Below are 22,425 nucleotides of genomic sequence, written 5' to 3'. Positions count from 1 at the left end.
GGGAGAAGCAGATGCAAACAGCAGGCTTTATCGGACTCGGCATCATGGGCAAGCCGATGGCGGCCAATCTGCGCAAGCACGGTGTCGAACTCGCCGCGTTCACGCGCAGCGGCCTGCCGGCCGAACTCGCCGCGGCCGGCGTGCACGCGTGCGGCAGCCCGGCCGAGGTCGCGCAGCGCGCCGAGGTGATCTTCATCATGGTGCCGGATACGCCGGACGTCGAGCGCGTGCTGTTCGGCGAGAACGGCGTGGCGGACGCACTGCGCGCGGGTCAGGTGGTGGTCGACATGAGCTCGATCTCGCCGATCGCCACGCGCGCGTTCGCGGCGCGCGTGCGCGAAAAGGGCGCCGACTATCTCGATGCGCCCGTCTCGGGCGGCGAAGTGGGCGCGACCGCCGGGTCGCTGACCATCATGGCCGGCGGCGCGCAGGCCACCTTCGACGCCGTGCAGCCGCTGCTCGCGATGATGGGCAAGAACATCTCGCTGATCGGCGAAGTCGGCGCGGGGCAGATCTGCAAGGTCGCGAACCAGGTGATCGTCGCGGCGACGATCGAGGCCGTCAGCGAGGCGCTGGTGCTCGCGTCGAAAGCGGGCGTCGATGCGGAGAAGGTGCGGACTGCGCTGATGGGCGGGTTTGCGGCGTCGCGGATTCTGGAAGTCCACGGCGAGCGGATGACGAAGCGCACATTCGAGCCCGGCTTTCGCATCGAACTGCATCAGAAGGACTTGAACCTGGCGCTGGCGACCGCGCAGGCGCTCGGCGTCGCGCTGCCGAATACCGCGACCTGCCAGACGCTGTTCAACGCGTGCGTTGCGCATGGCGGCCGCGCGTGGGATCACTCGGGCATGGTGCGCGCGCTGGAGGTCATGGCGCATCACGAGATCGGGCAGCCGCCGGCGCAGTGAGCGTGACGGCTTCGCTCGCCTGTTGCCGGCCGGCGACGGGCGGGCGTCGCCTGGGCTGGTGTTTTGGCGCGCTATGTTGTAGGATGTCTAACATTGTGGAGGCCGGGCGAAAAGCCGGCGTATCGTCCAGAAAGGCGACGGCGCTCAAGCCTCGCCGGCTATTTGCGAGATGGGTGGGGGCATCGCGGGATTGCGGGCGGCTTCCGTTGAGTCATGCGTGTTGCGATGTGTTATCAGACAACGTATTTCGAGCCGGATAGCCGTGCGATGATGTCACGCCCGCGCCGGGACGCCCGGCGGACGGGCGCGCTGCTTCGTCAGCGGATGCGGGCGCGCGTCGACCCGGTGCTATCCGATCCGGTGCTATCGTTCGGGCGGTCCGCGTCCTTGCGCGCTTCTGCGCGCTTCTGCGCGTTTTTGCGCGCTTGCCGCACGGGCGCGTTGCGGGTGTGGCTGCTGCCGCACGTTCATCCCGTCTCCGACTCACTCTCTTCGGCTCATTCTTTCGTCCCATGACTGATCACGTTCTTCCTCCCGGTTACGCGGCACTCGTATCCCATACCCATGACGGCGACATCGCGCTGTTTCATTTCGACGCCGCCGGCGACGCGCTGACGCCCGCCGCGCGCTACCCGGCCGACACGTCCGTCATGCCGCTTGCGTTCTCCGCGGATCGCCGCACGCTGTATGCGGCCACGCGCGGCGCGCACCCTTCGATCGTCTGCTACGACGTCGATCTCGCGACCGGCCAGCTGGCGCTGCGGTGGCGTGCGCCGATTGCGTCGAGCCTCGCCTATCTCAGCACGGAACCGCAGGGGCGCTACCTGCTCGGTGCGTCGTATGCCGAGCACACGGTGAGCGTGTACGCGCTCGCGCAACTGGGCGAGGGCGACGGCACGCCGCATCAGGTGGTGCCCGGCATCGAGCACGCGCATGCGGTGCTGGTGTCGCCCGACGGCCGCTTTGCTTATGCGTCGTCGCTGGGTGCGAGCGTCGTGCACGCTTTCCGGCTCGACGCGGGCGCGCAAGGCGCGGTGCTCGCGCCGCTCGACCCGGTGGCGCTCGGCGCCGGTTTCGGTCCGCGCCATCTGCGTTTCTCGCCGGACGGCCGCACGCTCTACGCGCTGAGCGAATTCCGTGCGACCGTCGCCGCGCTCGCGCGCGACCCGCAGTCGGGCCAGCTGGGCGAGCCGCGGCATTCGGAGCGCCCGCCCGTGCTCGCGCACCTGCGCGACGGTCAGGCGCGTCCGACCCCGAGCGCGCCGGTGCAGCCCGATCCCGCGCTGCTCGCGACGATGGTCTGGGCCGCCGAGTTGCGCGTCGCCCCGGATGGCCGCTTCCTCTATCTGTCGGAGCGCACCACGAGCCGGCTGATCGTCTACCGGGTGGCAGCCGATGGCGCGCTCGCGTACGCGGGCTGCGCCGACACCGAAACCCAGCCGCGCGGCTTCAATCTGTCGCCGGACGGCCGCTGGCTCGTCGCCTGCGGCGAAAAGTCGACGCAGGTCGCGCTGTATGCGCTCGATCCGGCGAGCGGCGCGCTGTCGCTGCGCACGCGCGCCGACGGCGGACGCGGCGCAAGCTGGGTCGAAATCCTCGCGCACGACGGCGCGCGTTCGCCGGGCTGATTGCCGGCGCGGCGCATCGGACGGCCCGTCTGACTGCGCATCCGCTCCGAGGTGCGCCGCCGCTGCTTCATACCACCGACGTCTCAAGCAAACAGGTCAAACGCTCATGTTTTCCGAGTCCACCCAGGCGAACGCCACCCCCGTCGTCACCGAGTTGCGCGTCGTGCCGGTCGCCGGCCGCGACAGCATGCTGCTGAACCTGAGCGGTGCGCACGGTCCGTTCTTCACGCGCAACGTCGTGATCCTGCGCGACAGCGCGGGCCGCACCGGCGTCGGCGAAGTGCCGGGCGGCGAGGCGATCCGCAAGACGATCGACGACGCCCGGCCGCTCGTGGCGGGCCAGTCGATCGGCCATCTGCGCGCGGTGCTCAACCGGGTGCGCACGCAGTTCGCCGAGCGCGACGCGGGCGGCCGCGGCCTGCAGACGTTCGACCTGCGCACCACGATTCACGCGGTGACGGGGCTCGAAGCCGCGCTGCTCGACCTGCTGGGTCAGCACCTCGGCGTGCCGGTGGCGGCGCTGCTCGGCGAAGGCCAGCAGCGCGACGAGGTCGACATGCTCGGCTACCTGTTTTTCATCGGCGATCGCCACCGGACCGATCTGCCCTACGCCAGCGGCGCCGACGGCTGCGACGACTGGGACCGCCTGCGCACCGAAGCGGCGCTGACGCCCGAGGCTGTCGTGCGCCTCGCCGAAGCCGCGCAGGCGCGCTACGGCTTCAACGACTTCAAGCTGAAGGGCGGGGTGCTGGCGGGCGACGCGGAAATCGAAGCGGTCACCGCGCTGGCCGAGCGCTTCCCGCACGCGCGCGTGACGCTCGATCCGAACGGCGCGTGGTCGCTTGCCGAAGCAGTGCGCCTGTGCCGCGACCAGCATCGCGTGCTGGCCTACGCGGAGGATCCGTGCGGCGCGGAGAACGGCTACTCGGGCCGCGAGGTGATGGCGGAGTTCCGCCGCGCGACGGGGCTGCCGACCGCCACCAACATGATCGCGACCGACTGGCGCCAGATGGGTCACGCGATTTCGCTGCAATCGGTCGACATCCCGCTCGCGGACCCGCATTTCTGGACCATGCAGGGTTCGGTGCGGGTCGCGCAGATGTGCCACGACTGGGGCCTCACATGGGGTTCGCACTCGAACAATCACTTCGACATCTCGCTCGCGATGTTCACGCACGTCGCGGCGGCCGCGCCCGGCCGGATCACCGCGATCGACACGCACTGGATCTGGCAGGACGGCCAGCGCCTCACGCGCGAGCCGCTGCAAATCGTCGGCGGCAAGGTGAAGGTGCCCGCGAGGCCGGGCCTTGGCGTCGATATCGATCTGGACGAACTGGAGAACGCGCATGCGCTGTATCTGCAGCACGGCCTCGGCGCGCGCGACGACAGCGCCGCGATGCAGTACCTGATTCCCGGCTGGACGTTCGATCACAAGCGTCCTTGCCTCGTGCGCTGAACCCGGTTGTGCCGTCGCGGGCGGCCGTCCTGGCCGCCTGTCCCCGATCCCCGAAATCCGAAATCCGGAACCCTCATGACGACTCCCCAAGAGCTGAAAGCCATCATTTCCGACGGTCTGCTGTCATTTCCCGTCACCGACTTCGACGCCGCGGGCCACTTCCGCCCCGATACCTACGCGGCGCGTCTCGAATGGCTCGCGCCCTACGGTGCGACGGCGCTGTTCGCGGCGGGCGGCACCGGTGAATTCTTCTCGCTGACGAAGAGCGACTACACGAACGTGATCCGCACGGCGACCGAAACCTGCAAGGGCAAGGTGCCGATCCTCGCCGGCGCGGGCGGTCCGACCCGGGTGGCGATCGAATACGCGCAGGAAGCGGCGCGGCTCGGCGCGGCCGGCGTGCTGCTGATGCCGCATTACCTGACCGAAGCCTCGCAGGACGGCATCGCGCTGCACGTCGAGGAGGTGTGCCGCGCGGTCGGCTCGCTCGGCGTGATCGTGTATAACCGCGCGAATTCGAAGCTCAATGCGGACGCACTCGAACGCCTCGCGCAGCGCTGCCCGAACCTGATCGGCTTCAAGGACGGCGTGGGTGACATCGAGGCGATGGTCGCGATCCGCCGCCGCCTCGGCGAGCGCTTCGCGTATCTCGGCGGCCTGCCGACCGCGGAAGTGTACGCGGCGGCGTACAAGGCGATGGGCGTGCCAGTGTATTCGTCGGCCGTATTCAACTTCATTCCGAAGACGGCGATGCAGTTTTATCGCGCCGTCGCCGCCGACGATCACGCGACGATCGGCGCGCTGCTGGACACGTTTTTCCTGCCGTACCTCGCAATTCGCAATCGTCGGGCGGGCTACGCAGTCAGCATCGTGAAAGCGGGGGCAAAGCTGGTGGGGCACGATGCGGGCCCCGTGCGCGCGCCGCTCACCGACCTGAACGACGACGAACTGGCGCAACTCGACGCGCTGATCCGCAAGCTCGGCGCGCAATAGTGCAATAGCGAAATCGTGCGGCGTGCACGGTGGCGGCCCGGCGGCCCGGCGGCCCGGCGGCCGTGCGCCGCGCGCAGCGGACAGGACGGGCGGCGCCCCGTGTCGCAGGAGACGGCGGCGCGGGGCGCCGCCCGTTTTCACGTGCATCCCGATACGCCGTTTTGCCGCTCTTTGGCGGGGTAGGCAACGATGGAATGTTTCGCGCGATAATTAAATAGGATTCCTGTATAAAATAATCCGCTTGCGTCGAAGCACGCTTCCCGACGGCCTCTGAGCGCCGCGTTCGTCATCGTTTGTAATGTGCCGCTGTCGTCTGAAGATTGACGCGCTCTTTTCGTCGTTATACGGTAGCCGAAACGCAACGGTTGCGTTTCCATATAGTGAGCAAGAGCAGCTTTCATTCATGGCGACCGAGGTACTCCATCCGCACCGGGCCCAGACCGGCGGCCGCCCGACGCGCGAGCAGGCCGAGCAGCGTCTGCTGCGCGTGCTCCAGGTCGCGCAGGACGCGTTTCTGAGCGCAGGCTACGCGGACACGAGTCTCGACACCATCGCGCGCGAATCGGGTGTCGCGAAGAAAACGCTGTACCAGCATTTCGGCGACAAGGCGGGGCTCTTTGCCGCGGTGCTCGCCTGTTTGCGCAATGCGTGGGTTGCGGGTCTGCAGAATATCGTCGTGGAAGGTCAGGATCCATGCACGGTGCTGGAAGGCGCCGCGCTGCACCTGCTCGACGTCGGCACGCGCACCGACATGCTCGAACTGCACCGTTTGCTGCTCATCGAAGCACGCCGCTTTCCCGATCTGATCGACGGTCACTATGGGCGGCGCGGCGGACTGGTCGGCATGGAGCCGCTGTCGGCCTATCTGCGGAGCGCGACGCAACGGGGGCTGCTGCATTTCGACGACGAGGAGCTCGCGAGCGAGCAGTTCGTCTACCTGGTGCTCGGCGGCATTCGTTCGCGCATCCTGCGCGGCGCCTGCCGGCGCCCGAACGCGCAGATGCGCGCCCGCATCGCGCGTCAGGCGGTCGACATCTTCCTGCACGGCTGCACCGTGCGCGGCGCCAAAGCGCGAGCGAGGCGTCCATGACAAGCGAGAACCCGATGGATCAGCCTGATTCGCGCCACCGGATGCCGGCAGGCGTGCGCGCGCGCCATGCGATCGGCGCCGTGCTGCTGTGCGTGGCCGGCTGCGCGGTAGGACCGAACTATCAGCGTCCCGCCATCGCGGTTCCCGATCACTTCAAGGAAGGCGTCGAATGGCAGCGCGCGCAGCCGGGGGTGGCGGCCGCGTTGTCGGGCACGTGGTGGCAGGCGTATCGCGACGACGAGCTCGACCGCCTCGTCGGGCAGGCGCTGCGAGCCAACCAGTCGATCGTCGCGGCCGAGGCCGCCTACCGGGTCGCGCAGGCGAGCGTGCAGAGCAATGTGGCGGCGCTGTTCCCGGTCGTCTCGGCCGGGCTGGGCGCGACCCGCAGCGGCGCGGGGCCGGGCGTGCCGGCGGCTGCATCGAGCGGCGAGTCGGGGACCTACAACCTCGTGTCGGCCACGGCGACGGCAAGCTGGGAGCCCGACCTGTGGGGCTCGGTCCGGCGCAGCATCGCCTCGGCGAAGGCAAGCGCGCAGGCGAGCGACGCGCAGCTTGCGGGCGTGCGGCTGTCGATCGCGGCGAGCGTGGTGAGCGACTATTTCGCGCTGCGCGCCGCCGACGTGGACATTCACCTGCTCGAGCAGGAACGGGATATCGACGCGCATCTGCTGAAGATGACGCAGGCGTCGTACCGGGTCGGCGAAGCCTCGAACGACGATGTGCTCGCCGCCCAGGACACGCTGGAGGCGGCGATCGCCGCGCTGCAGTCCGCCGCAACCTCGCGCGAGCAGGACGAACATGCGCTGGCGGTGCTGGCAGGCGTGCCGCCGGCGGCATTCGCGATTGCGCCGCGTCCGTCGTATGCGTTCAGCGTGCCGCCGGTGCCGCTCGCGCTGCCGTCGCAACTGCTCGAACGGCGCTATGACGTCGTGAGCGCCGAGCGCACCGCGGCCGCGGCCAACGAGCGGATCGGCGTGGCCGAAGCCGCGTTTTTCCCGAGCCTCGATCTGTCCGCCGAAGGCGGTTTCGAGCACAACACGTTCGCGAACCTGCTGACGGTGCCGAACCGCCTCTGGACGCTGGGTCCCGATCTCGCCGCCACGCTGTTCGACGGCGGCGCGCGGCGCGCGGCCGTCGCGTCCGCGCGCGCGACCTACGACGAAGACGTGGCGAGCTATCGCAATACGGTACTGGCGGCGTTCCAGAGCGTCGAAGACGCGCTGTCGTCGATGTATCACCTCGGCGCGCAGGCGCATGCGTATGCCGGCATCCTGCAAGGCAACCAGAAGCTCTTCGACAGCGCGCGCGCCCAGTTGCAGGCCGGCGCGCAGAGCCAGCAGGACGTGCTGACCGCGCAGCTCACGTTGTTGCAGGCGCAACAGAATCTCGTCGATACGCGGGCGGCGCTGAGCGAAAGCAGCGTCACGCTGATCAAGAACCTCGGCGGCGGCTGGCAATGGGACGGTGCGCATGCGCGCGCCGCCGGGCAGGCGGCGCAGCCCGCCTCCGCCCCGGCGACGGCGGCGCAGTGAGCGCTCCTCCCGCCCCGTGCGCCCGCGCGGCGCTGCGCGCGCCGGCAGGGCCGGCCGCCCGCGTCGCTCACGCAGGAACTGGAGCTTTTATGAAACCACCGTTGCTGGCTGTCCGATTGCTTGCGCTCGCCGCGCTGCTGCTTGCCGGCTGCAGCAAGAATCCGCCGCCTGCCGCGCCGCCGGTGCAGGTCGGCACGCTGAGCGTGCATCCGCAGAGCGTGCCGCTCGACAGGCAACTGGTCGGCCGCGTATCCGCCTACTACAGCGCCAACGTGACCGCGCGCGTGTCCGGCGTGCTGCTTGAGCGGCGCTATCGCGAAGGCAGCGAAGTGCATCGCGGCCAGCTGCTGTTCCAGATCGATCCGGCGTTCTACAAGGCGCAGCTCGACAGCGATCTCGCGCTGCTCGCGGAAGACCGCGCGACCGCCATCAACGACCGGATCACGGCCGAGCGTTATCACGTGCTGCTGCCGGTGGGCTCGGTTTCGCAGCAGAGCGTCGACAACGCGGATGCCGCCGCGCGCAGCGCCGCCGCGAAGGTGCAGGCCGACGAGGCGAGCGTCGAGAGTGCGCGCCTGAACCTCGGCTATACGCGTGTGAGCGCGCCGATCGACGGCATTGCCGGCCAGCAGCAGGTCACCGCGGGCGCGGTGGTCGGCAGCAGCACCAGCGACAGCGGGGCGAGCGGCACGCTGCTCACGACCGTCGAGCAGATCGATCCGGTGTACGTGAACTTCGCGATCAGCGCAGCGGATCTCACCACGCTGCGCGAGGCGCAGGCCGCGGGCCGCGTCGCGCTTGCCGGACAGAACGCGACGAAGGTGAAGATCGGCCTGCCGAACGGCGCCCGGTACTCGCGCGACGGCGTGCTCGACTTCTCCGATGTCCTTGTGAACGCAACCACCGGCGCGGTCGATCTGCGCGCGCGCGTGCCGAATCCCGCGCACACGCTGCTGCCCGGCATGTACGTGACGCTGCAAGTGGGCTTCGGCACGCAGGACAACGTGTTTCTCGTGCCGCAGCAGGCCATGCAGCGCGATACGGTGGGCGCCTACCTGATGGTGGTCGGCGCGAACGGCAAGGCCGAGCGCAAGGACGTCGAGGCCAACGTGAACTACGGCACCGACTGGATCGTCACGAAGGGCCTCGCCGACAACGACAAGGTGATCGTCACGAACCTGCAGAACGTGCGCGAAGGGGCGCCGGTGTCGGCGCAGCCGTGGCAGGCGCCGGCCCAGCCGGCGTCGGGCGCGTCCGCGGCGCAGTAGGGGACCGCCGCCATGCCACGTTTCTTCATTCAGCGCCCGGTTTTCGCGTGGGTCATCGCGGTTCTGATCGTGCTGTTTGGCATCATCGCGCTGCGCACGATGGGGGTCGACTCGTATCCGAACATCGCGCCGCCGCAGGTGACGATCACGGCGACCTATCCGGGCGCGAGCGCGGCGACGATGGAGTCGACCGTCACGCAGGTGATCGAGCAGCAGCTCACCGGCATCGACAATCTGCTGTACTTCAGCTCGACCTCGGGCTCGAACGGCCAGACGATCATCACGCTCACGTTTGCCACCGGCACCGACCCGGATATCGCGCAGGTGCAGGTGCAGAACAAGCTCACGCTCGCCGAGCCGCTGCTGCCGGCCGAGGTGACGCAGCAGGGCATCACGGTGGCGAAGGCGAGCCCGGATATCCTGATGTTCGTCGCGCTGCAGTCGAGCAATCCGTCGATCGACGGCGCGCGTCTGAGCGACATTCTCGCATCGCAGATCCAGCCAGTCGTCGCGCGCGTGAACGGGGTCGGCAACACCACGCTGCTCGGCTCCGAATACGGCGTGCGCATCTGGCTCGATCCGGACAAGCTGCAGGGCTATGGCCTGTCCACCACGCAGGTGCTCAATGCAATCAACGCGCAGAATGCGCAGTTCGCGGCCGGCTCGCTCGGCGCCGACCCGGCGGTCAAAGGCCAGGTATTCACGGCAACGGTGTCGGGCGATACGCTGTTCTCGTCGCTGAAGCAGTTCCGCGACATCATCCTGCGCTCGAACAGCGACGGCACCACGGTTCGCCTGGGCGACGTGGCACGCATCACGTTCGGCGCGCAAACGTACGGCATGGCGCCGGTGTACGACGGCAAGCCGGCCGGCGGTCTCGCGGTCTTCCTGTTGCCGGGTGCGAACGCGCTCGCGGTGGCGAAGGCGGTGAAGGCGGAGATGGCGAACCTCGCGCGCGACCTGCCCGCGGGCGTCACCTGGAGCGTGCCGTACGACACCACGCCGTTCATCACCGCGTCGATCGGCGAGGTGGTGCGCACGCTCGCCGAAGCGGTCGTGCTGGTGTTCTTCGTGATGCTGGTGTTCCTGCAGAACCTGCGCGCAACGATCATTCCGACGCTGGTGATTCCGATCGCGCTGCTCGGCACCTTCATCGGCCTCGCGGCGCTGCACTACACGCTGAACCAGTTGACGTTGTTCGGAATGGTGCTGGCAATCGGCATCGTCGTCGACGATGCGATTGTCGTGATCGAGAACGTCGAGCGGATCATGACCGAGGAGCGGATCGGTCCAAAGGAGGCAACCCGCAAGGCGATGGGGCAGATCACCGGTGCGATTGTCGCGATCACCGTGGTGCTGACCGCCGTGTTCGTGCCGTCGGCGCTGCAGCCGGGCGCGACCGGCATCATCTACGCACAGTTCGCGCTGACCATTGCGGTGTCGATGGGCTTTTCGGCGTTTCTCGCGATGTCGTTCACGCCGTCGCTGTGCGCGGCGATCCTGCGGCCCGAGCATCACGAGGGCAAGAACCCGGTGTTCCGCTGGTTCGACCGCACGTTCAACCGGACCGCGCATGCGTATGAGGGGCACGTGGGCCGGGCGGTGCGCCACGCGCCGCGCTGGATGATGCTGTTCGTGCTGGTCGCGGTGCTGACGGGCTTCCTGTACACCCGCATGCCGACGAGCTTCGTGCCGGACGAGGATCAGGGCTTTCTGCTCGCGCTCGTGACGCTGCCGAACGGCGCAACGCTGCAGCGCACCGATCACGTGATGACCGAAATGCGCGCGAAGCTGCTGAAGAGTCCGATCGGCAAGGACATTGCGGACATCTTCCAGCCGGAGGGCTTCAGCTTCGTCGGCACCAGCGAAAACGTCGGCATGGCGTTCATCAAGCTGACCGACTGGAGCAAACGCCCGGATACGGTGATGCAGTTGATCCCGAAGATCAACAAGCTGATGTCGACGATTCACGACGCGCAGATCTTCGCGGTCAACCTGCCGACGATCCGCGGGCTCAGCCGCTTCGGCGGCATCGATCTCTATCTGCAGGCGCGCGCGGGCCAGTCGCGCGCCCAGCTCGACGCGGCGGCGCATACGCTGGTCGTCGATGCGGCGAAGAGTCCGGTGCTTTACGGGATCCGGCCGAACTCGCTGCCGAGCGCGCCGCAGCTGAACATCGCGGTCGACCGCACCCAGGCCGAATCGATGGGGCTGTCGCTCACCGACGTCTACGACACGATCCAGATGGAGCTCGCGCCGTACTACATCGACCAGTTCTCATACGGCGGGCGCATCAAGCGCGTCTACATCCAGGACGATGCGCCGTTCCGGATGAACCTCGATGCGCTGAACCACCTGTATACGCCGGGCAGCACGGCGGCGGCCAGCACCTCGACGGGCAACGGCGTCGCGCCGGTCGATCCGTCGGCGGCCAATACGTCGATCAGCCCGTACGACATGGTGCCGCTGTCGAGCGTCGTGAAGGCGAGCTGGGGGATGGGACCGGTCGTGCTGCCGCGCTACAACGGCTATTCCGCGATCGAGATCGTCGGCAATCCGGGGGCCGGGTACTCGACCGGCGAGGCGATGAAGGCGGTGCAGAACATCATCGACAAGTCGCTGCCGCCGGGCTTCGCCGCGGACTGGACCGGCCAGTCGTATCAGGAGGTGCTGTCGGGTAGCTCCGCGACGATGCTGATGGGGCTGTCGATTCTGGTCGTGTTTCTCGCGCTCGCGGCGCTGTACGAGAGCTGGTCGATTCCGGTCGCGGTGCTGCTGGTCGTGCCGCTCGGCATGCTCGGGATGATCTCGTTCTGCCTGCTGCGCGACATGCCGAACGACATCTACTTCAAGATTGGCCTCGTCACGGTGATCGGCCTGGCGGCGAAGAACGCGATCCTGATCGTCGAGTTCGCGGTGGAGGGGCAGGCGCGCGGCATGACGCTGTACGAGGCGGTGCTGAGCGCGGCGCACCTGCGTTTGCGGCCGATCCTGATGACCTCGCTCGCGTTCATCCTCGGTGTGCTGCCGCTCGTGACGTCGACCGGCGCGGGCGCGGTGTCGCGCCATGAGATCGGCACGGGCGTGATCGGCGGCATGCTGTTCGCGACGTTCTTCGGTCTGCTGCTGATTCCGGTGTTTTATGTGATCGTGCGCCGGCTGCTGGGCGACCGGCTCGACGAGCCGTCGCCGAAGCTCGCACCGCCTGGCAACGTGCGCGACACGGCGCGCTGAGGACCGCTGCGCCGCAGCGTATGCGCTGCAACGCGCGCGAGCGGAACGCTGTCGCTCGGGGCGCTGCCCGGGTCGCTGCTCAGGTCGCGCCGGCGGTGCGGTTGATCTCGAACGTCACATGCGACAGCCCGCGGCACGGCTGGAGCGCCGCGCGATAAAAGCCCGGCGTGCGCTGGGGCGCATCGGTCGCGACCGAGACGATCGCACCCAGATGCCCGGGGCCGAGGCGCCAGACGTGCAGATCCAGTACGGTGTCGCCGTGTGCTTCGATTCGGTGGCGAACCTCGTCGACGAGGGGGCGGTCGGGGCAGACGTCGAGCAGGATCGAGCCGGTATCGCGCATCAGGCTCCATGACCAGTTGGCGATCACGAGCGCGCCGATCACGCCGGCGAGCGGATCCATCCAGAGCCAGCCGAATGCGCGGGCGAGCAGCAGGCCGACGATGGCCAGCAGCGAAACGGCGGCGTCGGCGATCACGTGCACATAGGCCGACCGGATGTTATGGTCGCGCGCGGCCGCATGATGTGCGTGGTCGTGGTCGTGGTCGTGGTCATGGTCATGGTGATGGCCGTGGCCGTGGTGATCGCCGCTCAGCAACCCGATGCTTGCAAGATTGACGAGCAGGCCCACGACGGCGATCGGAATCGCCTCGCCGAAGTGGATCGGCACCGGCGACAAGAAGCGCGACACCGCTTCGTAGCCGATCAGCACCGCGATCATGGCGAGCACGATCGCGCTCGTGAAGCCCGCGAGGTCGCCGAGCTTGCCGGTGCCGAACACAAAGCGCCTGTCGTTCGCGTGCTTGCGCGCATACGTGTAGGCGAGGGCGGCGATCAGCATCGCGCCGGCGTGCGTCGACATATGCAGGCCGTCGGCGACGAGCGCGAGCGAGCCGAACAGGCTGCCGCCGACGATCTCGGCCACCATCATCGCGCTGCATAGCGCGATCACCATCCACGTTCTGCGTTCGTTTTCCTGGTGTGCGGCGCCGAGGAACACGTGGTCGTGTTCCGCGCCGAATGGGACGTGTCTGACTTCGCTCATGGTGTGTGCTTACCTGAAATAACTGTGGACGACCTCGATGAGCTGCTCGGTGCCGCTTGCGTGCCCGTCGTCTGACGCTGCGTCGACGAGGTGCGTGCGGATATGGTCTTCGAGCACGACCGCCAGCAGCCCGTTCATCGCGCCGCGGCAACTCGTGATCTGCTGCAGCACGTCCATGCAGCCGCGCTCTTCTTCGAGCGCGCGCTCGATCGCCTCGATCTGCCCTTTGATGCGGCGAACCCGGTTGAGCAGCTTCTTTTTATCGCGAACGGTATGACTCACGATCGGATCCTAGTAGTATAGGGGGGTATACTATCACTTCCGGCCAATGCCGGATCGACGACAGGGCTATGCTGTCGTCATCATCGAAACACCCATCGCAGGCCCCTCCATGCACATCAGGTTGAACGCCGCGCTCACCGCGCTTCTTGCCGCCGCGCTGTTCGGCGCGACCACGCCGTTTGCCAAACTGCTGCTGGGCACACTGTCGCCGTTCATGGTGGCGGGGCTGTTCTATCTGGGCAGCGGCGTCGGTCTCGCGCTGACCCTGCGGCTTCGGCGCGCGCTGCGCGCCGGCGCGGCGCGGCACGCGGGGCACTGCGAGAGCGGCCTGCGCCGCGCGGAACTGCCGTGGCTCGCCGGTGCAATCGCCGCAGGCGGCGTCGCGGGGCCGGCCTTGCTGATGCTGGGGCTGGCGAGTACCCCGGCTGCGTCGAGCGCGTTGCTGCTTAACCTCGAAGGCGTGCTGACGGCGGTGATCGCTTGGGTCGTGTTTCGCGAGAACGTCGATGTGCCCGTGTTTCTCGGAATGCTCGCGATCGTGGCCGGGGGCGCGCTGCTGTCATGGCAGCCGGGCGCGGCCGGCGTGTCGCGTGGCGCGCTGCTCGTGGCGGGCGCCTGCCTGTGCTGGGCGATCGACAACAACCTCACGCGCAAGGTGTCGACCAACGATGCGATGGTCATCGCCTGCGTGAAAGGGCTCGTCGCCGGGCCGGTCAATCTGGGCCTCGCGTATCTGGCGGGCGCGCACGCTCCGTATCCGGGCCAGGCGGCTGCCGCGATGCTCGCCGGTTTTGCCGGCTACGGCGTGAGCCTCGCACTGTTCGTCGTCGCGTTGCGCAATCTCGGCACCGCGCGCACCGGGGCCTATTTTTCGGTGGCGCCGCTCGTCGGCGTCGCGTTGTCGCTTGCACTGTGGCCGCAGGTGCCGCCCTGGCCGTTCTGGTGCGCGGCGGCGCTGATGGCGGCGGGCGTCTGGCTGCATCTGCGCGAGCGGCACGATCACGCGCATACGCATGAAGCGCTTGCGCACACGCATCGGCACCATCACGATGCGCATCATCAGCATGCGCACGATTTTGCATGGGACGGCACCGAGCCGCACACGCATCCTCACCGGCATCTGCCGGTCACGCACACGCACGCACATTACCCGGACATTCATCACCGGCATTCGCATTGACGCGCGGCGCGGGCGCGCTCACGAAGCCGCTGCGGCATCCGGCGCGACCGTGCGCGCGTCCGGGCGGGCGCAGCAGGCCTCGCGCAGCGTCTTGCCGAATCCGAGCCATAACGCGAGCGAGCCCGTCGATACCGCGCCGAGCACGACGAACGAAGCCGCATAACCGAAGCGCTGCGCGAGCAGCCCGCCGAGCGCGGGACTGAGCGCCGCGCCGATCCCCTGGCAGGTCGCGACCATCCCCTGACCGACGTTGACGCGGCCGCTGCCCTGCAGCAGATGCACGACGAGCGCAGGCACCGCCACGCTCTGCAGCCCCGCGCCGATGCCGTCGAGCACCTGCACGGGCCACACGCCCCATGCGCTCATCAGACCGGCGGCGAGCATGCCGCGCAGCGGCAGCGCCAGATAGGACGCGAGGATCGTGAGCCAGTAGCCGCGCTGCCGGATCAGCCGCGGCGCGAACCATGCCGCGCCGACCATCACGAGCTGCGCGACCACGATGGTCTCGGCGGTCAGCGCGCTCGGGTCGCCCCGATGCGCGGCGACGATCGCCATGCCGTACAGCGGCAGCATCGCCGCGTTGCCGAGATGGAACAGCGCGAGCGAGCCCGCGAGCAGCACCAGCGGGCCGCTGCGCAACAGGTCGGCGAGGCCGCTCGCGTGCGGCTCGGCGCGCGGTTGCGACGTGCTGTCGAGGCCGCGGGCGCTGTCGTGATCGATCGCGTGCGGCGCAATCCGCAGCACGGTGACGATCGTCAGCGCGCCGAACACGGCGGTCAGTGCGAACACGGCGCCAAAGCCGTAGCGCCAGCCCAGCCAGCCCGACAGCGCCGCGCCGATCACGTTGCCGGCGTGATTGGCAACCTGGTTGCGGCCGAACTGGCGGTCGAAGCCGTCGAGCCGCACGATGCCGAGCGTCACGCCCGCGACCGCGGGCCCGAGCGCCGCGCCGGCCACGGCGCCGGCGATCTGCGTGGCCGCGACCATCGCGTAGCTGTGCGCGAACCAGAGCGTGAGCGCCGCGAGCAGCGTCAGCGCGCCGGCGACGACGATCACGGCGCGCTTGCGCCGCGTCGCGTCGACGAGCGCGCCGGCCGGCGAGGTGGCCACCATGCCGGCGATGCCGCCGAGCGTCATCACGCTGCCGATCGCATCGGCGGGCCAGCCGCGCGCCTGCAGGAACACGCCGATGAACGGCCCGATACCGGCCTGCACGTCGGCCATGAAGAAGTTGAGTGCTTCGAGCGCACGGGTGGGCTTCATGCGCGGCGTCTCGCCGGTCGCAGGCGGGGAGTGGGGATGCGTTGCATGGTGATGCTCCTTGGGGCGCGGCGGCGCCGCTGTGTGAGCGGGAGCAAGGCATGTGCCGCGCGGGGGCAGGCGGCGGGCCGCCGGGCGGGTGCGCGGATGCCTGCGGGTGCGGGCGGGTGCCCTGATGATACGTGGAATATCGCTGCGTACACGCGGCGTCGATCCGGGTACGTCCGGGTACGTCCGAGTACGTCCGGGTACGGCCGCGCGTGGACTCTCGCGAGGGGCAAGGCGCTCGCGATTCCTGTGGGCGGGGTCGATGACGAATTCGCCCGGCGTCTTCGCTCCATCGGGTTGACGCCCGATTCGTCCTCTCCAGGGAAAACCCTCTCAATGAATTCCCGTTCAATGGGAATCGTATTTTTGATCGGCGGGAGCGACGTGTCATGCTCTGCGCATTGATCCCGCTTTCGTTTTCCCATGAACCAGGAACCCGGTGTCACCGGCGCGGAGCGCCTGCTGCTCGTGCTCACGGCGCTCGCCAGCCACGGCAAGGCGATGTCCGTGAGGGACATGCTCGGCGCGACCGGCCTCGCGCAGAGCACGCTCTACCGCCAGGTCGCGTTGCTCAAGCGCTGGGGCTTCGTCACCGAGGATGCCGGCTATTACGCGCCCGGTCCGATCAGTCTGCAGCTCGCGCTCGGCTTCGACATCAACTCGCTGCTGGTCGAAGCGAGCCGCGAAGGCATGGCGCAGCTTGCGCGCGCGTCGCAGGAAAGCGTTGGGCTCGTCGTCGTGGTCAACGATCAGGTGGTGTGCCTCGAAATGATCGAAAGCACGCATTCGTTGCGCTGCTCGTTCGAGAAGGGCCGCGCGGTGCCGCTGAAGGCGGGCGCCTCCGCGAAGTCCCTGCTCGCGTTTCTGTCGGACAAGATGCGCGCCGAAGCGCTCGACCGCGTGTTCGCCGACGACCCGCCCGGCCGCGCCCGGATCGAGTCGCAACTGGCGCAGATCCGCACGCAGGGGTACGCGGTGAGCGACAGCGAGGTCGATCCCGGCGTATGGGGCGTCAGCGCGCCCGTGTTCCGGCGCGCCGCGCGCGGCGCGGGCGCGAACGCGTCGATCACGCTGATGGCGCCGTCCTCGCGCGCGGCCGGCCGCGAGATGCAGCTCGCCGACTGGACGCTGCGCACCGCCCACGCGATCTCCGCCCGGCTGCAAGCCGAATGATTCCCCCCGCCACACACTACCCACACCAAGGAGCCCAACGATGAAACTGCATAACGTGTTATCCGCCGCCTGCCTGTGCGTTGCCGCGTTTTCCGCCGCGCTGCCCGGCACGGCATTCGCACAGGACCCGAACGTGTTGCAGGTCGCGACCGACGCGACCTTCCCGCCGATGGAGTTCACCGAGAACGGTCAGCGCACCGGCTTCGACATCGACATCGTGAACGCGCTCGCGAAGGAAATGGGCAAGCAGGTCCAGTGGACCGACATCGACTTCAAGGGCCTGATTCCGGGGCTGATCGCGCATCGTTTCGACATGGCGGTCTCCGCGATCTACATCACGCCCGAGCGCGCCCAGGTGGTCGATTTCACGCAGCCGTACTTCGCCGGCGGTCTCGTCGCGCTCGTGAAAGACAACTCGCCGATCCACACGCTCGCCGATCTGAACGGCAAGAAAGTGTCGGTGCAGGTCGGCACGAAGTCGGTCAACTTCCTGCGCGACAACTATCCGAAGGTCACGCGCGTCGAGGTCGAGAAAAACGAGGAGATGTTCGACCTGGTCGGCATCGGCCGCGTCGATGCCGCGGTCACCGGCAAGCCCGCCGCGTACCAGTTCGTGCGCACCCGGCCCGGCTTTCGCGTGCTCGACACCGAGCTGACGAAGGAACAGTACGGCATCGCCGTGCGCAAGGACGAACCGCAACTGCGCGATGCGCTGAACGCCGCGCTCGTGAAGATCAAGGCGGACGGCACGTACGCGCAGATCGTGCACAAGTGGTTCGGCCAGAACGCGAAGTGATCGCCCGGATCTGACCCATGCAACTCGACTTCTCTCCTGTCTTCGCCGGCTGGACCGAGATTCTGCACGGGGCGCTCGTCACCGTCGAGGTGACGGCGGCCTCGCTCGTGCTCAGCTGCATGCTCGGGCTGCTGATCGGCATCGGCCGGCTGGCGCGCGAGCGCCGGCTCGTCTACGGCTTCTGCACGTGCTATCTGGTGTTCTTCCGCGGCACACCGTTGCTCGTGCAACTGTTCCTGCTGTTCTTCGGGCTGCCGCAGTTCAACATCCTGCTGCCGGCTTTCCTGTGCGGCGTGCTGGGACTCGGCCTGTACTCGGCCGCCTACGTGTCCGAGATCGTGCGCGGCGCGATCCAGTCCGTCGACCGCGGGCAGATGGAGGCGGCGCGCTCGATCGGCATGTCGGGTGCGCAGGCGATGCGCGCGATCATCCTGCCGCAGGCCGTGGTGCGGATGATTCCTCCGCTCGGCAACGAATTCATCGCGCTCATCAAGAATTCGGCGCTCGTGTCGCTGCTGACGATCGACGACCTGATGCACGAAGGCCAGAAGATCATCAGCGTGTCGTATCGCTCGCTGGAGGTGTATCTGGTGATCGCGCTGGTTTATCTCGTGCTTACGCAGACGACCAACTATGTGCTGCATCGTGTCGAGCGCCGTTTGCGCGCAGGAGGGATGGTTCAATGAGCAACGCGCCTGAACCGATTGTCCGCATCCGTGGACTGATCAAGTCGTTCGGCACGCACCGCGTGCTGAACGGTATCGACTTCGATATCCAGCCGCAGCAGGTCGTGGTGGTGATCGGCCCGAGCGGCTCGGGCAAGAGCACGTTCCTGCGCTGCTGCAACGGCCTGGAGCGGCCCGAGGGCGGCACGGTCGACATCTGCGGCCAGCGCCTGTTCGATGCGGGCAAGATGCTCGACGAGCGCGCGCTGAACGGGCTGCGCACCGAAGTCGGCATGGTGTTCCAGTCGTTCAACCTGTTTCCGCATCTGTCGGTGCTGCACAACATCACGGTCGGACCGCGGATGTTGCGGAACCTGTCGAAGTCCGAAGCCGAGGAAGCCGCGATGGCGCTGCTCGACAAGGTCGGGCTCGCGCACAAGGCGCACGGCATGCCCGCGAGCCTGTCGGGCGGCCAGAAGCAGCGCGTCGCGATCGCGCGCGCGCTGGCAATGCAGCCGCGCGTGATGCTGTTCGACGAGCCGACGTCGGCGCTCGATCCGGAACTCGTCGGCGAAGTGCTGCAGGTGATGAAGCTGCTGGCGTCGGAAGGGATGACGATGGTGGTCGTCACGCATGAAATGGGCTTTGCGCGTGAAGTGGCCGACGTCGTCGTCGTGATGGACGGCGGCGAGATCGTCGAAGCGGGCGAGCCGTCGACGATTTTCACGGCGCCCGTGCAGCCTCGGACGCGGACGTTTCTGCAAGCGGTGCTGTCGCGCGCATGACGCCGCTGCTCGAACGTGGCGGGCCGCCTGTGCGCGTGCGCGGCGCACACGCGCCGCGCACTGCGCGGGTGCCCGGATGAGCCGCGCATCCGGCGTGCGGATCACCCGCGTCACGCTGCTGCGCGGAGAAGCGTTGAGCGCGTCGCCCTGGAAGAACGGCGGCGGCGTCACGCGGGAAATCGCCGCGTGGCCGGCGCACGGCGCGTCGCTCGACACGTTTGCATGGCGCGCGAGCGTCGCGCAGATCGCGCGGTCCGGCCCGTTCTCGCGCTTTGCCGGCGTCGAGCGGACCCTCGTGCTGCTGGAGGGCGCAGCGCTGCGTCTTGACGAAACCGCGCCCGATGGCGGCGTATTGCGTACGCACGCGCTGACCCACGCACTGGACATCGCGCACTTCGACGGCGGCGCGCAGATCGACGCGCACGCCGCCGGCGGCGCGGTGCATGTTTTCAACCTGATGGTGCGGCGGGGGGAGGCGCACGGCGCACTCGCCATCTGGCGCGAACCGGCCCGCCGCAGCGTCTGCGCCGAAACGCTCCTGCTGCACGCCGTACAGGATGCGCCCGACGTGTGCGTCGACGGCATGGCGCCGGTTGCGCTGGCGGCGGGCGACACGATGCGCGTCGCCGCGGCCGGTGCGGTCTGCATCGATACGCGCGGCGCGGGCACGCTGATCGTCGTCGCGCTCGACAGCGCGTCCTCGTCCGCGCACGCGATGCGCGCGTCGTGCGCGTCGTGTGCCGCCCCCGTCCTTCCTGTCACGAACCCGCCGCTGCGCGGCACCTGATCCGATGCGTACCGAGAAGCCCTCCACTCCCGACCCTCACGCGCTCTTTGCAGCACATGCGCGTCTTCCCGACGGCTGGCGCCGCAACGTGCTGCTCGAATGGGACGACACGGGCACGCTGCGCGGCGTCACGCCGGACCTGCCGGCTGCTCCCGCAGGCGTTGCGCGCGCGGCGGGACCGCTCTTGCCGGGCATGCCGAACGTGCATTCGCACGCGTTTCAGCGCGCGATGGCGGGCCTGACCGAATACCGCGCGAATCCGGCCGACAGCTTCTGGAGCTGGCGCGACCTGATGTACCGCTTCGCCGCCCGCGTGACGCCCGACGATCTTGGCGCGATTGCACGCTGGCTCTACGTCGAGATGCTGAAGGCCGGCTATACGTCCGTCTGCGAATTCCATTACGTGCATCACGCACCGGACGGCGCGCGCCATGCGCAGCCCGCCGAGATGGCGCAGCGCGTGGTGGAGGCGGCCGCGGCCACCGGCATCGGCATGACGATGCTGCCGGTGCTCTACCGCTATAGCGGCTTTGGCGCGCAGCCGCCGCGCGACGATCAGCGGCGCTTCGTCAATACGCCGGAGCAGCTGCTGGCCATCGTCGAGGCACTGCGGCGCACGTGGCCCGAACACGGCGCGCTGCGCTACGGTGTCGCGCCGCATTCGCTGCGCGCCGTGTCGCAGGCGTGCCTGGGCACGCTGCTCGAGGGGCTCGATGCGATGGCGCGCGATGCGCCGGTGCACATTCACATCGCGGAACAGACCGGCGAAGTGGAGGCCTGTCTCGCAGTGGAAGGCGCGCGGCCCGTGCAGTGGCTGCTCGATCGCTTCGACGTGAACGCACGCTGGTGTCTGGTCCACGCGACCCATCTCGATGCGGCGGAAACCGTTGCGCTCGCAACGTCCGGCGCGAGCGCCGGCCTGTGCCTGACGACCGAGGCCAATCTCGGCGATGGCCTGTTTCCCGCGCACGACTATCTGCAGGCCGGGGGTGCGTTCGGCATCGGCTCGGACAGCCATATCGGCGTAGACTGGCGTGCCGAGCTGCGCTTGCTCGAATATGGACAGCGGCTCGTGCGGCGCGAGCGCAACGTGCTGGCGTCGGCGCAGTGCGCGCATGTCGCCGACCGCCTGTTCGACGCCGCGCTCGCGGGCGGCGCGCGGGCCACCGGGCGCGCGGTCGGCGCGTTGATGCCCGGCGCGCGCGCCGACTGGCTCGTGCTCGATCCGCAGCATGCGGACCTCGCGGAACGGCCGCCGGCGACATGGCTGTCGTCTGTCGTGTTCTGCGAGCATGGAACGACGCCGGTGCGGGACGTTTATGCGGGCGGCGTGCAGGTCGTCGCCGGGCGGCGTCATCGCGACGAGGCGCGCCTGCAGGCGGACTATCGCGCTGCCGTGCGCCGTCTGCTCGCGCCGTAAGCGTAAAAAACACTGAACAGGATTCCTGATGAACGCTCTTTTTTCTCTCGAACGCGGCGATGCACCGCTTCTGGTGTCGATCCCGCATCTGGGCACACAGATTCCCGAGTCGCTGCGCGACGCGTACACCGACGTCGCGCTCAGCGTCGCGGATACCGACTGGCACCTCGACCGGCTCTACGCATTCGCGCGCACGCTGGGCGCGACGATTCTCGGCGCGCGCGTGTCGCGCTATGTGATCGACCTGAACCGCCCGCCGAATGACGAGAGTCTCTACCCGGGCCAGACGACGACCTCGCTGTGCCCGAGCGAAACCTTTCGCGGCGAGCCGCTTTACCGCGAGGGTCGCGCACCGGATGCGGCCGAACGGCAGCGCCGCGTCGCGACCTGCTGGCAGCCGTACCATGATGCGTTGCACGCGGAGCTCACGCGTCTGCGCGCGCAGCACGCGCATGTGCTGCTGTGGGAGGCGCATTCGATTGCGAGCGTGCTGCCGCGCCTGTTCGACGACAAGCTGCCCGATCTGAACATCGGCACGCAGGATGGCCGCACGGCCGCGCCGCCGGTGCAGGCGGCCGTCGAGCGTGCGGCAGCGGCGAGCCGCTTCACGTGGGTCGCGAATGGACGCTTCAAGGGAGGCTATATCACGCGGCGCTTCGGCGCGCCGCGGGACGGCGTGCACGCGATCCAGCTCGAGATGTGCCAGTCGACCTACATGAACGAGCAGGCGCCGTTCGACTATGTACCGTCGCTCGCGCAGCAGGTCGAGCCGGTGCTGCGCGACATGGTCGGCGGCGCGCTCGACGAAGTGCTGGCGCTGAACGCAGCAGGGCGCTAGGGGCGCCGGCCCCGGCCCCGGCCGGTTGCGCGCGGCG

The 22,425-nt window shown here is 68.6% G+C and carries 20 protein-coding genes; 16 read left to right on the top strand and 4 right to left on the bottom strand.

Annotated elements, in window-relative coordinates; all coding sequences use genetic code 11:
- Positions 1–11: 11 nt before the first annotated feature.
- The 4 genes from AC3AP7_RS28590 (at position 12) to kdgD (ending at position 4,985) form a co-directional block, all read left to right on the top strand.
- The gene (locus AC3AP7_RS28590) at positions 12–908 is read left to right on the top strand and encodes a 2-hydroxy-3-oxopropionate reductase (RefSeq protein ID WP_488324842.1); all 897 of its coding nucleotides are present in this window, start codon (positions 12–14) and stop codon (positions 906–908) included.
- Positions 909–1,420: 512 nt separating this feature from the next.
- Positions 1,421–2,536, top strand: coding sequence for a lactonase family protein (locus AC3AP7_RS28585; RefSeq protein WP_487363654.1), 1,116 nt, complete (start codon positions 1,421–1,423; stop codon positions 2,534–2,536).
- A gap of 106 nt (positions 2,537–2,642) precedes the next feature.
- Complete coding sequence (gudD, locus tag AC3AP7_RS28580; RefSeq protein ID WP_487363653.1) at positions 2,643–3,992, top strand: glucarate dehydratase; 1,350 nt, start codon at positions 2,643–2,645, stop codon at positions 3,990–3,992.
- 75 nt (positions 3,993–4,067) lie between these two features.
- Positions 4,068–4,985, top strand: a complete 918-nt coding sequence (kdgD, locus tag AC3AP7_RS28575) for a 5-dehydro-4-deoxyglucarate dehydratase (RefSeq protein WP_487363652.1) — start codon at positions 4,068–4,070, stop codon at positions 4,983–4,985.
- Between the two features lie 137 nt (positions 4,986–5,122).
- Here the strand turns inward: kdgD and AC3AP7_RS28570 are convergent, their stop codons facing one another.
- Positions 5,123–5,386 (bottom strand): hypothetical protein, encoded by a 264-nt coding sequence (locus tag AC3AP7_RS28570; RefSeq protein WP_487363651.1) that lies wholly within the window; start codon positions 5,384–5,386, stop codon positions 5,123–5,125.
- Positions 5,387–5,388: 2 nt separating this feature from the next.
- Here AC3AP7_RS28570 and AC3AP7_RS28565 point away from each other — a divergent pair, with 2 nt between their 5' ends.
- From AC3AP7_RS28565 to AC3AP7_RS28550, 4 genes are all read left to right on the top strand, one after another.
- Entirely contained in the window at positions 5,389–6,075 is a 687-nt protein-coding gene (locus tag AC3AP7_RS28565; protein ID WP_487363650.1) for a TetR/AcrR family transcriptional regulator, read from the top strand.
- A gap of 14 nt (positions 6,076–6,089) precedes the next feature.
- Positions 6,090–7,607, top strand: coding sequence for an efflux transporter outer membrane subunit (locus tag AC3AP7_RS28560; RefSeq protein ID WP_487363649.1), 1,518 nt, complete (start codon positions 6,090–6,092; stop codon positions 7,605–7,607).
- Positions 7,608–7,696: 89 nt separating this feature from the next.
- Positions 7,697–8,875 (top strand): efflux RND transporter periplasmic adaptor subunit, encoded by a 1,179-nt coding sequence (locus AC3AP7_RS28555; RefSeq protein ID WP_487363648.1) that lies wholly within the window; start codon positions 7,697–7,699, stop codon positions 8,873–8,875.
- Between the two features lie 12 nt (positions 8,876–8,887).
- Positions 8,888–12,109 (top strand): efflux RND transporter permease subunit, encoded by a 3,222-nt coding sequence (locus AC3AP7_RS28550; protein ID WP_487363647.1) that lies wholly within the window; start codon positions 8,888–8,890, stop codon positions 12,107–12,109.
- Between the two features lie 79 nt (positions 12,110–12,188).
- Here the strand turns inward: AC3AP7_RS28550 and dmeF are convergent, their stop codons facing one another.
- Together dmeF and AC3AP7_RS28540 are read right to left on the bottom strand one after the other, a co-directional pair.
- Entirely contained in the window at positions 12,189–13,154 is a 966-nt protein-coding gene (gene dmeF, locus AC3AP7_RS28545) for a CDF family Co(II)/Ni(II) efflux transporter DmeF (protein WP_487363646.1), read from the bottom strand.
- 9 nt (positions 13,155–13,163) lie between these two features.
- Complete coding sequence (locus AC3AP7_RS28540; protein ID WP_487363645.1) at positions 13,164–13,436, bottom strand: metal/formaldehyde-sensitive transcriptional repressor; 273 nt, start codon at positions 13,434–13,436, stop codon at positions 13,164–13,166.
- Between the two features lie 109 nt (positions 13,437–13,545).
- On the opposite strand from AC3AP7_RS28540, the gene AC3AP7_RS28535 reads away from it, so the two are divergent.
- A complete protein-coding gene (locus AC3AP7_RS28535; RefSeq protein ID WP_487363644.1) occupies positions 13,546–14,616 on the top strand; it encodes a DMT family transporter in 1,071 nt (356 codons plus the stop codon).
- 18 nt (positions 14,617–14,634) lie between these two features.
- Here AC3AP7_RS28535 and AC3AP7_RS28530 read toward each other — a convergent pair whose 3' ends face one another.
- On the bottom strand, positions 14,635–15,879 hold the full coding sequence (locus tag AC3AP7_RS28530) for an MFS transporter (protein ID WP_487363643.1): 1,245 nt from the start codon (positions 15,877–15,879) through the stop codon (positions 14,635–14,637).
- Between the two features lie 468 nt (positions 15,880–16,347).
- Between AC3AP7_RS28530 and AC3AP7_RS28525 the strand changes: the two genes are divergently transcribed.
- The 7 genes from AC3AP7_RS28525 (at position 16,348) to hutG (ending at position 22,388) form a co-directional block, all read left to right on the top strand.
- On the top strand, positions 16,348–17,097 hold the full coding sequence (locus tag AC3AP7_RS28525) for an IclR family transcriptional regulator (protein ID WP_487363642.1): 750 nt from the start codon (positions 16,348–16,350) through the stop codon (positions 17,095–17,097).
- A gap of 40 nt (positions 17,098–17,137) precedes the next feature.
- Positions 17,138–17,893, top strand: coding sequence for a transporter substrate-binding domain-containing protein (locus tag AC3AP7_RS28520; protein WP_487363641.1), 756 nt, complete (start codon positions 17,138–17,140; stop codon positions 17,891–17,893).
- A gap of 17 nt (positions 17,894–17,910) precedes the next feature.
- Positions 17,911–18,579 (top strand): amino acid ABC transporter permease, encoded by a 669-nt coding sequence (locus AC3AP7_RS28515; protein ID WP_487363640.1) that lies wholly within the window; start codon positions 17,911–17,913, stop codon positions 18,577–18,579.
- Positions 18,576–19,343, top strand: coding sequence for an amino acid ABC transporter ATP-binding protein (locus AC3AP7_RS28510; RefSeq protein ID WP_487363639.1), 768 nt, complete (start codon positions 18,576–18,578; stop codon positions 19,341–19,343). Before AC3AP7_RS28515 ends, AC3AP7_RS28510 begins: the two co-directional genes overlap by 4 nt.
- Positions 19,344–19,419: 76 nt before the next feature.
- On the top strand, positions 19,420–20,130 hold the full coding sequence (locus tag AC3AP7_RS28505) for a HutD/Ves family protein (RefSeq protein WP_487363638.1): 711 nt from the start codon (positions 19,420–19,422) through the stop codon (positions 20,128–20,130).
- 4 nt (positions 20,131–20,134) lie between these two features.
- Entirely contained in the window at positions 20,135–21,550 is a 1,416-nt protein-coding gene (locus tag AC3AP7_RS28500) for a formimidoylglutamate deiminase (RefSeq protein WP_487363637.1), read from the top strand.
- 28 nt (positions 21,551–21,578) lie between these two features.
- Positions 21,579–22,388: an N-formylglutamate deformylase gene (hutG, locus tag AC3AP7_RS28495; RefSeq protein WP_487363636.1), complete on the top strand. Its 810-nt coding sequence runs from the start codon at positions 21,579–21,581 to the stop codon at positions 22,386–22,388.
- Positions 22,389–22,425 lie beyond the last annotated feature (37 nt).

The organism is Paraburkholderia sp. PAMB 6770 (assembly GCF_057748135.1).
This window is presented reverse-complemented; position numbering and strand designations above follow the sequence as displayed.

Excerpts from the sequence above, each read along its gene's own strand:
- AC3AP7_RS28590 (WP_488324842.1), top strand. The coding sequence starts at position 12 with ATGCAAACAGCAGGCTTTATCGGACTCGGCATCATGGGCAAGCCGATG.
- AC3AP7_RS28585 (WP_487363654.1), top strand. The coding sequence starts at position 1,421 with ATGACTGATCACGTTCTTCCTCCCGGTTACGCGGCACTCGTATCCCAT.
- gudD (WP_487363653.1), top strand. The coding sequence starts at position 2,643 with ATGTTTTCCGAGTCCACCCAGGCGAACGCCACCCCCGTCGTCACCGAG.
- kdgD (WP_487363652.1), top strand. The coding sequence starts at position 4,068 with ATGACGACTCCCCAAGAGCTGAAAGCCATCATTTCCGACGGTCTGCTG.
- AC3AP7_RS28570 (WP_487363651.1), bottom strand. The coding sequence starts at position 5,386 with ATGAAAGCTGCTCTTGCTCACTATATGGAAACGCAACCGTTGCGTTTC.
- AC3AP7_RS28565 (WP_487363650.1), top strand. The coding sequence starts at position 5,389 with ATGGCGACCGAGGTACTCCATCCGCACCGGGCCCAGACCGGCGGCCGC.
- AC3AP7_RS28560 (WP_487363649.1), top strand. The coding sequence starts at position 6,090 with ATGGATCAGCCTGATTCGCGCCACCGGATGCCGGCAGGCGTGCGCGCG.
- AC3AP7_RS28555 (WP_487363648.1), top strand. The coding sequence starts at position 7,697 with ATGAAACCACCGTTGCTGGCTGTCCGATTGCTTGCGCTCGCCGCGCTG.
- AC3AP7_RS28550 (WP_487363647.1), top strand. The coding sequence starts at position 8,888 with ATGCCACGTTTCTTCATTCAGCGCCCGGTTTTCGCGTGGGTCATCGCG.
- dmeF (WP_487363646.1), bottom strand. The coding sequence starts at position 13,154 with ATGAGCGAAGTCAGACACGTCCCATTCGGCGCGGAACACGACCACGTG.
- AC3AP7_RS28535 (WP_487363644.1), top strand. The coding sequence starts at position 13,546 with ATGCACATCAGGTTGAACGCCGCGCTCACCGCGCTTCTTGCCGCCGCG.
- AC3AP7_RS28530 (WP_487363643.1), bottom strand. The coding sequence starts at position 15,879 with ATGAAGCCCACCCGTGCGCTCGAAGCACTCAACTTCTTCATGGCCGAC.
- AC3AP7_RS28525 (WP_487363642.1), top strand. The coding sequence starts at position 16,348 with ATGAACCAGGAACCCGGTGTCACCGGCGCGGAGCGCCTGCTGCTCGTG.
- AC3AP7_RS28520 (WP_487363641.1), top strand. The coding sequence starts at position 17,138 with ATGAAACTGCATAACGTGTTATCCGCCGCCTGCCTGTGCGTTGCCGCG.
- AC3AP7_RS28515 (WP_487363640.1), top strand. The coding sequence starts at position 17,911 with ATGCAACTCGACTTCTCTCCTGTCTTCGCCGGCTGGACCGAGATTCTG.
- AC3AP7_RS28510 (WP_487363639.1), top strand. The coding sequence starts at position 18,576 with ATGAGCAACGCGCCTGAACCGATTGTCCGCATCCGTGGACTGATCAAG.
- AC3AP7_RS28505 (WP_487363638.1), top strand. The coding sequence starts at position 19,420 with ATGAGCCGCGCATCCGGCGTGCGGATCACCCGCGTCACGCTGCTGCGC.
- AC3AP7_RS28500 (WP_487363637.1), top strand. The coding sequence starts at position 20,135 with ATGCGTACCGAGAAGCCCTCCACTCCCGACCCTCACGCGCTCTTTGCA.
- hutG (WP_487363636.1), top strand. The coding sequence starts at position 21,579 with ATGAACGCTCTTTTTTCTCTCGAACGCGGCGATGCACCGCTTCTGGTG.